Here is a 14,049-nt window from a genome sequence, read left to right as displayed (position 1 = left end):
TTGTGACGATCCCACCTTGGCACAAAGATGCCGTCGGGGGGCGGTTACAACATCAGAGTCCTCCACCTCCGTCGTGAACCCGCCGGTCGCCGCCCTGCCGCCCGTGGCTGGCATCACATCGCCCGCGCCCGTCGTCAGCGGCCAGATCCTGGGGCAGGCGGCTCTCGATCTGATCGGCCCCACCGGCGGTGGTGCCGGGGCCGGCACTGCGCCGCCCGATACCGTGCGGCTCGGCGGGCCCGTCAGCCGGGAGCAGCGCCGCCTGATCGATCGTCTTCTGTCGCAGAATGAAGCGTCGGTCGGCGGGACTGCCGGTCTGATCCGGCCGGCGGCACCCTCGCACCGTTCTTCATTCTGACGGGACGCGCGCTGCAGGCGGGGGGTTCCCCGCCCACAGCCACCGCCGCGCTGAGGGGCGCGCTGGCCCGCTGCGCGCGCGGGCGGATTTGGGGGCCAGGCACCTGATCCTGCAAGAAACATTGTCCGGGATGCGACTGCGGGATTGCTTTTGCGCTGCGGGTTTGCTGATTTGCCATAGGATCAGCTGTGGCAAAGCATCGGCCTTCGGGGCAGTGCGTTCTGTGCCAGATGGTCGCATCTGCGCCGGGGGTTTTGAAATTCACTGGCGCAGTGCGGTCGCATTTGATTTGCCAAAAGCACGAACTGCACCGGGGTTGCCATGTCGCCTGTCACCGATCACCCGCTTCGCTATGCCACCGTGAATGAATTGCACGCGCGGCCGTTTCCGACCGTGACGCTGCCTTCAACGGTGGCGCTGGTGGCCTTCATGCAACCCGACAACCCGGCGGGGCGCGATCGCAGCGAAGATCTGGCGCATCTGTCGGATCTGGTCACCCGCGCGGGCGGCGTTCTGCCTGAGCCGGGGGCCACGCATTACTCCGGCGCGCTTGGCCGCTCTGAGGTGAAATGGGAAAGCCACACCGAATTTGTGAGCTATTCGGCCTTCACCCCCGGGCTCTCGCCCCGACCTTTTGATCCGGCAGAGGCGGATGTTTTCCCGAAAGACTGGCGCGCGAAAGCGCCGGGGCTGAGGCTGATTTCGCTTTTGCTGCGCGTCGAAGAGATGCCCGAGGATGAAAGTGAACTTCTGGCGAAGCTTGAGGACTGGTTTGTCCCCGAGAGCCTGGCCGCCAGCCGCATCACAGAAGGGTCGGGCGTGATCGCGGGGGATTTCCGCATCGATCCCGCCGGGCACATGCGGTTTGCGGTTTTCGTCAAGCGCGGCACCGGTCCGCGCCGGATTGGCCGGATTGTGCAAAGACTCTGCGAGCTTGAGACCTATCGCACGATGTCGATGCTGGGTCTGCATCAGGCGCGGATGCTGACGGCGGCGCTGAATGAACTCGACCCGCGGCTGACCGATCTGGTTGAGGGGCTGGAGGGGGAGGCAGGCGGCCGGTCCCCGGATGAGACGCTGCATGCGCTTTTGTCGATCACCGCAGAGCTTGAGCGGCTGGCCGTCGGCGGGGCCTTTCGCTTCGGCGCGACCTCAGCCTATGAGGCGATTTTGCACCAGCGCGTCTCGATCATGGGAGAGGAGCGGCTCTCGGGGCGTCAGACCTTTGGCGAGTTTATGACGCGGCGGTTTGATCCGGCGATGCGGACGGTAAAATCCGCCGAAAGCCGTCTGCGCGCGCTCTCAGAGCGGGCAACCCGGGCGGCGGAGTTGCTGAGGACCAGGGTTGAGGTGGAACGCTCGGCGGAAAACCAGGCGCTTTTGGAAAGCATGGATCGCCGCGCCGATCTGCAACTGCGCCTTCAGCACACGGTTGAGGGGCTTTCCGTTGTGGCGATCGGCTATTACGCGGTGAACCTCTGCACCTATCTGCTCTATCCGCTGGCGAAGCCCGCAGGGCTTGGCAAAGAGCTTTTGACGGGGGTTCTGGTCCTGCCGGTGGTCTTCCTCGTCTGGCTGGGGCTGCGGCGGATCCGGCGCAGGTTCCATTGATCCGGCGCTGCCTGCTTGCGCAAAGCCGCGCTTCCGTGCTGTGATCCCGGGGCGCAGCCTGCGGAGAGCGACATGAGCCATCATCCTGACGTAAAAGCGTTTTACGACAAGCGCAGCTTCTCAGTGCAATATGTGGTCAGTGATCCGGCGACGCGGCTTTGCGCCATCATCGATCCGGTGCTGGATTTCGACGAGAAATCCGGCGCCACCTCGACAGAGAATGCAGACCGCATTCTCGCATTCCTTGAGGCCGAGGGGCTGACGCCGGTCTGCATCCTCGACACCCACCCCCATGCAGATCACTTCTCAGCCGCCTCTTACCTCCGGGCGAAAACCGGTGCGCCGATCGGCATTGGCGAAAAGGTCTGTGAGGTGCAAAAACTCTGGAACGGGTTTTACAATCTGACCGACGCGCCTGAGGACGGGCGGCAGTGGGATCGTCTCTTTGCGGATGGTGACGAATTTTTCATCGGCGAAATTCCGGTGCGTGTGATGCTCTCGCCGGGGCATACCCTCGCCTCGGTGACCTATGTGGCGGGGGATGCGGCCTTCATCCACGACACGCTTTTCATGCCCGACAGCGGCACGGCCAGGGCGGATTTTCCCGGCGGCTCGGCCCGGGCGCTCTGGGCCTCTATTCAGCGGATTCTGGCACTGCCGGAGGAAACACGGCTTTTCACCGGGCACGACTACCAGCCCGGCGGGCGGGAGCTTCGCTATGAAAGCACCGTGGCGGAGCAGCGCGCCACCAACAGCCACATCTCTCAGTGTCTGACCGAAGACGATTTTGTCGCTCTGCGCGAGGCGCGGGATGCCACGCTGCCGATGCCCAAACTGATCCTTCATGCGCTGCAGGTGAATACCAATGCAGGCCGCCTGCCGGAGCCGGAGGAGAACGGGCGGCGCTATCTGAAAATCCCGCTCGATCTTTTGCACGCGCCCTGGGGGTGAGGGCCGGTCCGCTGAACCATGGGGTCAGGCGTCGCGGATGATGGCTTCGGCGATCGTCGCGCCGTTGCGCGCACAGGAGGTCAGCCCCTGCACAAAGGGCTGATCTTCCATCAGAAAGGGCAGGGCCCCGAAGTAAAGTCGCCCCTCATAACCCGGCAGGGATTGCAAGGCAAAGCTCTCGGAAAGCTGCGGCTCTTCCTGTCCGGCCTGCAGCAGCGCGCGGGAGAGGCTGGGGAAGGGCAGGTCTTTGCTGGTCTGCGGACACTGGCCACGGGCGTCGATAAAGGTGTCGAGGCGATAGGTTTTGCCCCTGGCAATGACCTCACTGTAACCCCGGTGGTGGGTCAGCTCATAATCCTCGCCGAGGGCAAGAATCTCAAGGACGCCTGCGTCGCGCAGTGCCAGCACCCGCTCAATCGACAGCGGCGGGACGGCGGCATAATTGTCGGTGAAGACGGATTTCAGCGTGGCGTTGAAGCGTTTGGTTTCCGCCTCTGAGAAGGCGGGGACGGCCTTCTCGACCTGCTCATGCATCCGCAGAATGGCATAGCGCCAGGGGATGGTATGGCGGGCCTCGCGGTTGCGTTCCGCCTCGGCCAGATTGCGCCGCGCATGGGCAAAGGTGTCGCCCTCTTCGCGCGGGCGGAAATAGGCCTCCGAAAAGGTCTCCGGGGTGAGACTGGCCAGATTAATGCGGTCCGACCAGGCCGGATCAGAGGTCTGAAGCTGCGCTTTGAACAGATCCCAGATACGCGCGAAAGGCTCTGGCCCCTCTGCGGCTTCAAGGACTGCCTCCTCCGTCATGATCTCCAGCGGCTCCCAGGGGATCGGGCAGTAGAAATCCGCCTCAGGCAGAACGCCGCTCCAGGACATCAGGGTGATGGTCAGCGCCTCAGACCCGCGCGGCTGCCAGATCAGCCGGCCGTCGTTGCGCGTGAACTGCCCGTGCTGGCCTGCAACCACCATGGCCGCATCAATCGCGCTGAGCGAGGTGCCCATGATGCCGATATGGCCCGCCGGAACCGCCACCGTGACCAGCCCGGACCAGGGATTGGGGAAATAATGGTCCGTCAGATCGTCATCGCGCTCAAATTTATGCCCGGTGGCAAGGACTACATGGCGAAAGCCGCTCTGCGTCCCGGCGCGGTCGGTTTCGAGGGTATATCCCTCAGCCGCCGGGGTGATATCGGTCACGCGGCAGGTCTCAAAGGTGTCGACGGTGACCCCTGCGGCCTGTGCGATGGTTATAAGCTGTTGCATCTGATCGGCAAAATACTGTCCGATCAGCAGCCGGGGGGTAAAGTCGCGCTCCTCCACCGTGGCGGGATCAACGCTGAAGGGGCGGAGAACCGTTTCAGGCTGTCGTTTCAGCCAGTCGATATAGCGCTCCGGCAGATCGGGAATTTCGATGCTGGCGATATTGGCGAGCATGCTGGCGCTGGTGGTTTCTGCCGACCAGGGCATGCCGATGCCGATCTGCGCGCCGGCTTCAAAAAGCACGATATGGTGCGGACCGCCTGCCCGCAGCAAGGCCTGGAAGGTATAAAGCCCCGTCGGGCCGGTGCCGATGATCGCGGTTTTCATGCGCCCCTCCCCTCTCGTGTGAAGGGCTAACGCGGCCTGGGCCGAAAGGGTTGCAGGGCCGTCTTGACGCCGCCCGGGGGCGCTGCCACCTTCGCGCAGCCGGGGGAGAGTTCTATGACAACGGGGATCGCTATTCGGGGGCCGGGCGCGGGCGCTGCGGCGCTGCGGGTCTTGCAGGCCATTGAAATGCTTGGGGTTGGTGAGATCGGAGGCTTCGCGGTCTTTCGCGCATGGTCGCAGGAGGGCGGGGGGCTGCTGAGTTCTGTGACCCAGCGGGGCGGCAGCCAGGGGCTGACGCTGCCCGAAGGGTGGGAGAGCGCGCCTCTGGCGGCGGTGATCTCAAGCGGCCCCGACCGCCCCCTCCCCCTGGAGCAGTTCTTGCCCGGCGGTCCGGAGGGGCTGGTGACGGGGCACCGCCTGCCCTCCGGCCTGACCCGGGCGGGGGTGGCATTGAATACCCATGTCTTTGATCTGATGCGGCGCGGGCAGATCGACCAGCCCGGGCTTGAGGCCGCACTCGCCGCAGAGCCGGGGCTCGATGCGGGGCTGATCGTGCTGCCGCGCCGGGGGCCGGTTCTGCTGGCCAATGCGCCACGGGTCGCGGCGCGCTGCGATTGCGGCAGTTTTCTGTGGCAAAGCGGAGAGCAGGCTGTGGCGGTGGTTCTGAACTCCATCGCCGCTCCGGCGCTGACCGCCCCGGCCCTGGCAGAGGCCCTGGGGGCCATCGGCATTGAGGCGCTTGGCGGGCCACAGGCGGGCTATGGCTTTGGCGCTTTGCCCGATCGTCTTTGCGTGACGCTCGCAGCGGAGGAACGCATTGACCTCGATGCCGCAGGCATGGTGACGGCGATCCGCTCGGCCAATCCCGCCTTTCAGCGCGGGCGCCCCGGCATTACGGCGATTTATTGCGGAACGCCGGTCTGGCAGGGGGGCAGATGCCTTGGCCGGGCCGTGAGTGAGGTTTGGGCCGATGTTGACGCGGGCTGGCTGACCGCCCCCGCAGCACGGCAGTTTCTTTGGCAGCGGAGCCTGTGATGAGCGGCGAGACTTACGATCTGGTGATCCGGGGCGGACGGGTGATGGACCCGGAGACCGGTTTTGACGCCCTGGCAGATGTGGCGCTGCGCGGTGGAAAAATCGTGGCCATCGGCAAGGTAGCGGGCTCTGCCCTCGCTGAACTGGAGGCAGAGGGGCATCTGGTGGTGCCGGGATTCATTGATCTGCACGCCCATGGCCAGTCGCTGCCCGCAGACCGGATGCAGGCCTTTGACGGCGTGACCACCACCCTCGAGATGGAGGCCGGGGTCCTGCCGGTGGGGGCCTGGTATGCGGCCCAGGCCGAAACCGGGCGGACCCTCAACTATGGTGCGGCGGCGGCCTGGATTCTGGCGCGGCGCGCGGTGATGAGCGATGTCCCTCTCGTTCCGGGCGCGCCTTTGCGCCAGATGGGGGCCGCCGCAAAGGATCGCCGCTGGAGCGATGACATCGCAGACAGCCGCGAGGTGGAGGCAATCGTCGCCCTCATCGCGCAGGGGCTGGACGAGGGGGCGATCGGGATCGGCATTCCCAATGCCTATGCCAGCGGCTCGGGCGTCAAAGAGATGACGGCGGTCTGTCAGCTCGCCGCCGATCGGGGCGTGGCGACCTATACCCATGTCGCCTATGACGCCAATATCGACCCGAAATCCGCCACAGAGGCCTATATCCGGCTGATCGGCTATGCCGGGGCCACGGGCGCGCATATGCATATCTGTCACCTCAATTCCACCTCCGGGACCGATATTCAGGGCGCGGCGCGACTGATCCGTAAGGCCCGGGACCAGGGCCTGCCAATCACCGTTGAGGCCTATCCCTGGGGCACGGGGTCCACCGTCATCGGCGCCTCTTTCTATGCGGATCCGAAGTTTCCTGAAAAAACCGGGCGGCGCTATGACAGTCTGCAGCTTGTGGCGACCGGCTATCGGATGAAAGACCGCGCGGATGTGCTCGCGCATGCCGAACGTGACCCTTCGGCCCTTGTGCTGACGCATTTTCTTCAGGCCGGTCCGGGCGAGCCGCATCTGGCCGAACTCGATGCCGCGATCACCTTCCCCGGCGGGGCCATCGCCTCAGATGCCATGCCCTGGATCGATGCGGAGGGCGAAACCTATGAGGGCGCCGACTGGCCTTTGCCCGAGCGGCTCTTCTCGCATCCGCGCTCCTCAGGGACTTTCGCGCGGTTCTTCCGCCACTACATCCGCGAGCGTGCGCTGCTGCCTTTGATGGAGGGGATTTCGAAATGCACCCTGATCCCGGCGCAGATCCTGCAGGGCGCGGTGCCGGATATGGCGAAGAAGGGGCGGATGCAGGTCGGATGTGACGGGGATATTCTGGTCTTTGATCCGCAAACCTTTGGCGAAAAGGCCGATTTTCTGCAGATGAATGCCCGCAGCCAGGGGGTGAGGCATCTTCTGGTCAATGGGGTGCCGGTGATCCTTTCGGGGGAGCTGCAGCCCGATCTGCGCCCGGGTCAGCCGATCCGGCGGCTTTGATCGAGAGCCCGGGCTAACTCCTCAGGCTCAAAGCTCTCCCGCAGGCCGATCAGCACCAGCTTTGCGCCAGTCACATCGCTGCGCGGCGGCGCGGGGCTGAGGCTCGCGCGTTGCCCTGCAAGCTGCAGAAGATGCAGATCCCCGGGCGCAGGGGCAAAGCGCAGCCAGCCCTTGGCGCGCAGAAGCTGCGGCGCAATCTCCTGCAGCGCTGCGGTGAAGCCCTCAGGGTCAAGGGGCAGGGGGCTTTCCCACTCAAGGCTCGCCAGGTGATCCGCCGTCACGCGCCCCGGCTCGGGGGCTTTGCGCAAAGCCCCGCTCTCGCCCAGCAAAAGCGCGAGGGGGATCCCCTGGTCCTGCAGGGAAATCAACGGCTTGCGAAACATTGCCAGCTGCGCCTGAAGCCCCGGGCTGAGGCTGCCTTTGCTGATCAGCGCGAAATCCGCCGCCCGGACCTGCGCCTGCCAGAGCGGATCGCGCAGCCGCTGCGGCGCCGCGGCCAGATCTTCGGCATCGACCAGCGCGGCCACGGCATCGGTGCGGAGTAAACCGGTCAGGATCGGATCTGAAAGCACCTCAAGGATCCCCCGCGGATCCGAGCCGCCCGAGGCCTCAATCACGATCAGATCGGGGCTGCGCTCCAGCACAAGCCGCAGGCTGCGCAACAGATCACCCTGCAGCGCGCAGCAGATGCAGCCGTTTTCCAGCCCGATCACGCTGTCTGCCGCATCCGCCAGCAGCGCCGCATCGATATTGATCGCACCAAAGTCATTGACGATGGCCGCGATCCGCAGCCCGTGATCGCCGCGCAGCAACTGGTTGATCAGCGTGGTTTTCCCCGCGCCAAGAAAGCCCGTTATCAAAACCACCGGTGTCATGAAGATCCCCAAAGCCTGCGCCGTCAGAGCCAGAGATCAAAGGCTGCAGACAGCTTCAAGGGGGGATGTCGTCGCCGTGCGCATTTGCAGATCAGGGACAAGACAACTGTCAGAGGCAACCGCATGTGGCCCGGCGACGATTTAAGCTTAGCATGAAATCGCGGCCGTCCCCTTCACCTTCCTGTGACCCCAAACCGCTGAGCGCTCCAACCCCTCGTTACAACCCCTGCCTTACACCCCCCGGTCCGCGCCGCCCCCGCTTCGCCAAAAGCGCCGCCTGAATGGAGAGCCAGGGCAGCCCTTTGGCTTTTCTTAAATACTCATTCTTGCCTCTGCCGCCTCCGCCGCCCCTCGACAGCGGGCAGCCCACCCGCCCCTACACCCGCCACTACGGGGCCGGTCTCCGGCTGACGCCCGCCGCATCGGCTCCGGCCGGTGTTTTGCGATGGAACATTTCCCTCCCGAAGGGGTTTCCCCGTCATGGCGTGCACCTCGCACGCATTGTTCAAGCGTTGGAGGATGGTCATGCGCAAACAACTCGGAGTGCTGAGCCTGTGTGGGCTTCTCGGGCTTGCAGGCTGCGTGCAGCAGGGAAATTACAATCAAAACACCGCCGGTGCGGTGGCGACCGGTGCGGTCGCCGGGGCCGTTCTGGGTCAGGTCGTGGACGACAAGCCGGTTGAAGGGGCCATCATCGGCGGCCTCGCCGGGGCGGTTGCCTCGAACCTCGGGCAGACCAATGACGGGCGCTGCCGCTACCGCGACACCCGCACCGGTCGCACCTGGATCGCGGCCTGCTGATCTGCCGATCCCGATCGTCAAAACCCCCGCTCCGCTGGCCGGAGCGGGGGTTTTGCGTTTCACGCGGAGTCGGCGCTGCGACGAATTGACAGAACCGGAGGTGACGGCTAGGAAGGGCCGCAAATTGCGGAAATACATTCCGCATTGCGGAATTACCCCGTAAGACCGCGGGGCCAGCCGATACCTGCCTCTGCCCGCTCCCCCGGGCGGGGGCGGGTGAACCCGGATCTGACGGAGAGCCAGATGGATCTGAATTTCACTGCCGAAGAAGAGGCCTTCCGTAGGGAAGTCCGCGCCTTCATCCGCGAGAACCTGCCCGAGGCGACCCGCCGCCACATGGAGCAGTTCCGCGTGGCCACCCGCGATATGATCGTGGAATGGGCCCGCATTCTGCACAAAAAGGGCTGGTCGACGCCGCGCTGGCCGGTGGAATACGGCGGTCCGGGCTGGACGGCAGTGCAGCAATATATCTTCATCGAAGAATGCCAGGCTGCGCCCTCGCCGGACCTGTTGTCCTTCGGCGTGAACATGGTCGGCCCGGTGATCTATACCTTCGGCTCAGAAGAGCAGAAGAAGAAATATCTGCCGCGCATCGCCAATATGGACGACTGGTGGAGCCAGGGTTTCTCCGAACCCTCGGCAGGCTCTGACCTTGCCTCGCTGAAAACCCGCGCGGTGCGCGATGGCGATGAATGGGTGATCAACGGGCAGAAGACCTGGACCACCTATGGCCAATACGGCAATATGATCTTCGTTCTGGCCCGCACCAATCCGGAGGCGAAGAAACAGGCCGGGATCTCGTTCTTCCTGGTGGATATGACGCTTCCGGGCGTCACCGTGCGTCCGATCCAGACCATCGACGGCGGTGTGGAAGTCAACGAGGTCTTCTTCGACGATGTGCGCATCCCGCTCGATGGCCTGGTTGGTGAAGAGAACAAAGGCTGGGATTACGCGAAATTCCTGCTTGGCAACGAGCGCGTGGGTATCGCGCGGATCGGCATTTCCAAGGGCCGCATGCGCCTGGTGAAAGAGCTGGCCGAAAAGACCCTGCGCGACGGCAAACCGGTGATGGAGCATCCGCGCTTCCGCGACCGCTTCATTCAGACCGAGATTGAGCTGAAAGCCCTTGAGATGACCGCCCTGCGTGTTCTCTCGGCCGAAGCCTCGCGCGGCAATACCGGCAAGCCCGATCCGGCCTCATCGGTGCTGAAGATCCGCGGCTCGGAGACGCAGCAGAAATCGACCGAGCTTCTCCTCGATGTGATCGGCGAAGACAGCTGGCCCTTCCCGCATCTTGAAGTGGAGCTGCGCCAGCAGACGCCGGGGCCGGAGTTCGCCGACACCGCTGCGGCGCTTTATTTCAATATGCGCAAGGTCTCGATCTATGGCGGGGCCAATGAAGTGCAGAAAAACATCATCGCCAAGATGATCCTGGGGCTGTGAGGCGCGCATGAACTTCGATCTGACCGACGAACAGCGGATGCTGGATGATGCATTTGCCCGGCTGCTGGCCGACAAATGCGACTTTGAAACCCGCCAGAAATTCACCCGCGCAGCCCCCGGCTTTGATCCGGCGCTGTGGGAGGCCATGGCGGAAATGGGTCTTTTCGCGCTGCCTTTCAGCGAAGAGGCCGGTGGTCTGGGCGGCACGGCTGCCGACACCATGCTGGTGATGGAGCGTGCAGGCCGTGCGCTGCTGACCGGCCCGGTGCTTGACACCTTTGTCGCCGCCCCGGCGCTGCTGTCGCAGGACGGCTCGGATGCGGTGCTGTCGCTGATCGAAGAGATCATCGACGGCGCGGTTACCGTGGCCTATGCGGCGAAAGATGCCACTGGTCAGAAGGTCACGGCGGAAGCTGCGGGCGAAGGCTTTGTGCTTTCGGGTAAAAAATCTCTGGTGCGCTATGGGGCGGAAGCAGATCTGCTGATCGTCTCTGCCGAGCTGAATGGCGCTCCGGCGCTGTTCCTGGTGAAATCGGATGCGGCGGGTCTGACCCGCACCGGCTATCCCACCCAGGACGGCCAGCGCGGCGCGGAGGTGGTCTTCGCCGCCACCCCGGCGGTGCAGATCGCGGGCGACGCTGCTGCCCTGATCGCTGAGACCGAGGCCCGTCTGCTGGCTGCGGCCTGTGCCGAAGCCGTGGGCGCAATGCAGGCGCTGCTCGATCAGACGGTGGACTATCTGAAGACGCGCGTGCAGTTCAACGTCACGCTCGGGTCTTTCCAGGCGGTGCAGCATCAGGCGGCTGAGATGATGATCGCGACGGAACTCGCGCGGTCGATGTCTTACTTCGCCTCGATGAGCGTCTCTGAAGCGGATGCAGAAGCCCGTGCCCGCAGGCTTTCGGCGGCCAAGGTGCAGATCAACCGCTCGGCCCGCGAAGTGGGTCAGAAAGCGGTGCAGCTGCACGGCGGTATCGCCATGACGATGGAGCTGGCCGCTGGCCATTACTTCAAGCGTCTGACGATGGTCGAGATGCTTTTCGGGGACTTCGATTTCCATATGGACCGTCTGTCGGCCCTGGGGGGCCTTGGCGAATAAGCCGGTCTCTCTCGATAAAGAAAAGGCCCGCCCGGATCCGGGCGGGCCTTTTTCGTCAGCCGGGCCGGCTTGCGGCGATCCGGCGGGTGATATCCAGAAGGCGCGGCGCGATTTCCCCTTCCAGATACTCCGGCGTCAGCCGGTAAGACGGGCCGCCGCAGCCAAGCGCATAAACCGTCTGATCTGACCCCTGGGGCGCGATCGGCACAGCCACCACGTTCACCCCCGGACGCCAACCGCCGATATTCAGCGCATAGCCTTTGGTCCGCACGGACTCTATCCCCTCGCGCAGGCTGCGCACAAGGGCGGGCCCGCCCGCTTCCTCAGTGGCGATGCGTGCAAGCACCGCTTCGCGCTCGTCGTCCGGGCAGGCGGCCAGCCAGACCCGTCCTGCCGAGCTGCGGGCGAGGTTGATCCTTGTGCCCAGATCCAGCGAGAGCGACATCTGCGTTTCTGCCCGCACCGAATGAATATAGGTCATAGACAGCCCCTCGCGCATCGAAAGCGACACGAGGTTGCCGGGGCCTGCAAAATCCGCCAGCTCCTGCATCAAAGGATGCGCGATCTGCCGGATGGCGAGGCCCGCAAGGCAGGCCAGCCCCAGACCCAGCACCGGCATGCCCAGCCGGTAGCGCCCGTCCCGCGCCACATAGCGAAGGTGGCCCATGACACTCAGCGTATAGGTCAGCCGCGACACCGTTGAGGGGCTGAAGCCCGTGCGTGCGGCAATCTCCTGGTTGCTCAATCCGTCGTCGCGCGGGCCAAAGACCCGCAGAACTTCCATTCCGCGCCAGAGCGCTGCAACAAACTGCCGGTCGCCGTCCAGCGGCGCCCTGCCGTCTCCGGCCTCCGCAATCTGCGGAAGTTCGCTGCGTTTCTTCATATGCTTAAACTTTCTGTCTCCGTCCCTGGGCGTGTTCTAATCCGCGCAGCGGGCCAGGGGAAGCGGCTCCGGCCCGGCGCGGATCAGAGAAGGCGCGTCTCAGCCGTGCCCGAGGACGTGCTCCAGATCGGCGATCAGATCCGCGGGGTTCTCGAGGCCCACAGAGAAGCGGAAGACGCCTTCTCCGGCGGCGTCACGATAGGCCGCTTCGCTGGCCGCGCTCAGGCGGAAGGAGGACCGCAGGATATCTTCGGTGCCGATGTGGAACATCAGGCTTTTGGTTTTGCCCAGCGAGACCGCATAGGAAATGGTGCGGAATTCCTCAAACATGCGCTGCGCAGTGGCGGCGCTGTCTTTGTGCAGCGAAAAACTCAGCAGGCCCGAGAAATTCTGCATCTGGCGCTGCGCCAGGTCCGCCTGCGGGGCCCCGGCAAGCCCCGGCCAGAGAACCGAGCGCACGGCGCTGTGGTTTTGCAGAAATTCCGCCAGAATGCGGGCATTGGCCTCATGCTTTTCCATTCGAAGCGGCAGGGTTTCAAGCCCGCGCAGGATCAGCCAGGCCGAAAGCGGCGCCAGCGGCGCGCCCATATGGACCAGCACACCCGCGCGCAAAGCCGCCAGATGCGCGGGTTCTTTCACGATGACCGCTCCGCCAAGCGCATCGCCATGGCCGCAGATATATTTCGTCAGCGAATGCACCACAAAATCCGCCCCGAGCTTCAGCGGCTGGGTGGCGATCGGGGTGGCGATGGTGCTGTCCACGGACAGCTCGGCCCCGATGTCATGGGCGAGCGTGGCCATGGCGGCGATATCGGTGAGTTTCAGGATCGGGTTGGCGGGAGTTTCAATATGGATCAGCCGGGTCTGACCGGGGCGCAGAACGGCGGCAACGGCGGCCGGGTCTGAGGTGTCAGTAAAGCTCACCTCAATGCCCTGGCGCGGCAGCCAGTCATTGACGAGTTCCGCCACGCCTGCGTAGCAGACGTCTGACAGCACCAGGTGATCGCCCGCCTTCAGCCGCGCCGCGAAAAGCCCCGCCACAGCCCCCATGCCCGAGGCATAGCAGACCGCGCCTTCACCGCCCTCCAGCAGGGTCAGGCGCTCTTCCAGCAGCGAGACGGTGGGATTGCCCCAGCGGGTGTAGAAGGGCGGGGCTTTGCTCGCCATGTCATTGGCGGAAAAGCCGATGGCAGAGGGGTCTGCGAAAAAGCTGGTCGCGGTCACGGGGGAGGGCGAGACCGGCGCTGCGGCGCTGCGGGCTTCTTCGGCCCCATGGAGTGCGAGTGTCGAGAAAGGGTCAGTCGGCGTCGTCATTTTTATCATCCCTGCGGCATCCTTTCGCGGATGCAGCGGGCATGGTGCAAAGCCGGCAGCGCCTTGTCAAAGCCTCAAAGGAAGATTTCGCCCGGCTCCAGTGCACGGGAAATCCAGTTCTCCAGAGCCTGCGGCTGACAGGGCACCTCTTCTGCCAGATCACCGGCGTAGTCGCGCCAGAGACCGATGTGGCGCGGGTTGACCGGAGCGAGGGTGGGTATGCCGCGCAGGAGTGCCGCCTCCAGCACCTGACGCAGGCCGCCGCCCTCCGCCTCGGATTTGCCGAAGCGGTTGAGGATCAGCAGATCCGGCCCCTCGTCCAGCGCCTGCAACAGACCGCCCGCAAGTTCTGCCAGCGCGCCGCCATCAAGGCGGCAGCCCCGCGACTGAGTGCCAAGGTTCTGGGTGATGGCATGGACCTCTCCGGTCTGCAGATTGCGCACCGTCAGATCGCGGCAGTCGCAATCCCCCTCGCGGACGGGGGACTGCAAAAGGCCCGCGACCCGCAGACCCGGATGGCATTCCAGCACCGCCGCGATCATCGGATCGGGGGCGGCGCCGTCATCAAAGAGAAGGGCGGCCAGGAGCGGGCGGGTCAT

Annotated in this window: 13 protein-coding genes; 8 read left to right on the top strand and 5 right to left on the bottom strand. The window is 64.7% G+C overall.

The window, feature by feature from the left end; all coding sequences use genetic code 11:
* From EP867_RS13325 to EP867_RS13315, 3 genes are all read left to right on the top strand, one after another.
* The coding region (locus tag EP867_RS13325) for a hypothetical protein (protein ID WP_206616335.1) at window positions 1-358 on the top strand (358 nt) is incomplete at its 5' end.
* 321 nt (window positions 359-679) lie between these two features.
* Complete coding sequence (locus EP867_RS13320; RefSeq protein ID WP_128489978.1) at window positions 680-1,969, top strand: DUF3422 family protein; 1,290 nt, start codon at window positions 680-682, stop codon at window positions 1,967-1,969.
* Window positions 1,970-2,041: 72 nt separating this feature from the next.
* Window positions 2,042-2,920 carry an MBL fold metallo-hydrolase gene (locus EP867_RS13315; protein WP_128489977.1) on the top strand — a complete coding sequence of 293 codons (879 nt, stop codon included), beginning with the start codon at window positions 2,042-2,044 and terminating at the stop codon, window positions 2,918-2,920.
* Window positions 2,921-2,944: 24 nt separating this feature from the next.
* On the opposite strand, the gene EP867_RS13310 is transcribed toward EP867_RS13315, so the two are convergent.
* Window positions 2,945-4,504 (bottom strand): FAD/NAD(P)-binding protein, encoded by a 1,560-nt coding sequence (locus EP867_RS13310; RefSeq protein WP_128489976.1) that lies wholly within the window; start codon window positions 4,502-4,504, stop codon window positions 2,945-2,947.
* A 114-nt stretch (window positions 4,505-4,618) separates the two neighbouring features.
* On the opposite strand from EP867_RS13310, the gene EP867_RS13305 reads away from it, so the two are divergent.
* Together EP867_RS13305 and EP867_RS13300 are read left to right on the top strand one after the other, a co-directional pair.
* The gene (locus EP867_RS13305) at window positions 4,619-5,539 is read left to right on the top strand and encodes a DUF6963 family protein (RefSeq protein ID WP_128489975.1); all 921 of its coding nucleotides are present in this window, start codon (window positions 4,619-4,621) and stop codon (window positions 5,537-5,539) included.
* Entirely contained in the window at window positions 5,539-7,035 is a 1,497-nt protein-coding gene (locus EP867_RS13300; protein ID WP_128489974.1) for an amidohydrolase family protein, read from the top strand. The genes EP867_RS13305 and EP867_RS13300 overlap by 1 nt, the downstream gene beginning before the upstream one ends.
* On the opposite strand, the gene EP867_RS13295 is transcribed toward EP867_RS13300, so the two are convergent.
* Window positions 7,014-7,910, bottom strand: coding sequence for a CobW family GTP-binding protein (locus EP867_RS13295; protein WP_241656907.1), 897 nt, complete (start codon window positions 7,908-7,910; stop codon window positions 7,014-7,016). The two genes, EP867_RS13300 and EP867_RS13295, sit on opposite strands and share 22 nt — an antisense overlap.
* A gap of 525 nt (window positions 7,911-8,435) precedes the next feature.
* On the opposite strand from EP867_RS13295, the gene EP867_RS13290 reads away from it, so the two are divergent.
* From EP867_RS13290 to EP867_RS13280, 3 genes are all read left to right on the top strand, one after another.
* Complete coding sequence (locus EP867_RS13290; protein ID WP_206616334.1) at window positions 8,436-8,711, top strand: YMGG-like glycine zipper-containing protein; 276 nt, start codon at window positions 8,436-8,438, stop codon at window positions 8,709-8,711.
* A gap of 243 nt (window positions 8,712-8,954) precedes the next feature.
* Window positions 8,955-10,154, top strand: coding sequence for an acyl-CoA dehydrogenase family protein (locus EP867_RS13285; RefSeq protein WP_128489973.1), 1,200 nt, complete (start codon window positions 8,955-8,957; stop codon window positions 10,152-10,154).
* A gap of 7 nt (window positions 10,155-10,161) precedes the next feature.
* Window positions 10,162-11,253, top strand: a complete 1,092-nt coding sequence (locus EP867_RS13280; protein ID WP_128489972.1) for an acyl-CoA dehydrogenase family protein — start codon at window positions 10,162-10,164, stop codon at window positions 11,251-11,253.
* Window positions 11,254-11,308: 55 nt separating this feature from the next.
* On the opposite strand, the gene EP867_RS13275 is transcribed toward EP867_RS13280, so the two are convergent.
* The 3 genes from EP867_RS13275 to EP867_RS13265 all read right to left on the bottom strand — a co-directional run bounded on the left by EP867_RS13275 (window position 11,309) and on the right by EP867_RS13265 (window position 14,049).
* Window positions 11,309-12,136: an IclR family transcriptional regulator gene (locus EP867_RS13275; RefSeq protein WP_128489971.1), complete on the bottom strand. Its 828-nt coding sequence runs from the start codon at window positions 12,134-12,136 to the stop codon at window positions 11,309-11,311.
* 99 nt (window positions 12,137-12,235) lie between these two features.
* A complete protein-coding gene (locus EP867_RS13270) occupies window positions 12,236-13,450 on the bottom strand; it encodes a trans-sulfuration enzyme family protein (RefSeq protein ID WP_128489970.1) in 1,215 nt (404 codons plus the stop codon).
* 74 nt (window positions 13,451-13,524) lie between these two features.
* Entirely contained in the window at window positions 13,525-14,049 is a 525-nt protein-coding gene (locus EP867_RS13265) for a DUF2478 domain-containing protein (RefSeq protein ID WP_128489969.1), read from the bottom strand.

Source organism: Falsigemmobacter intermedius, from assembly GCF_004054105.1.
Taxonomy (GTDB): domain Bacteria; phylum Pseudomonadota; class Alphaproteobacteria; order Rhodobacterales; family Rhodobacteraceae; genus Wagnerdoeblera; species Wagnerdoeblera intermedia.
Note: the sequence above shows the minus strand (reverse complement) of the source record. Positions and strands in the feature narration are given on the sequence as shown.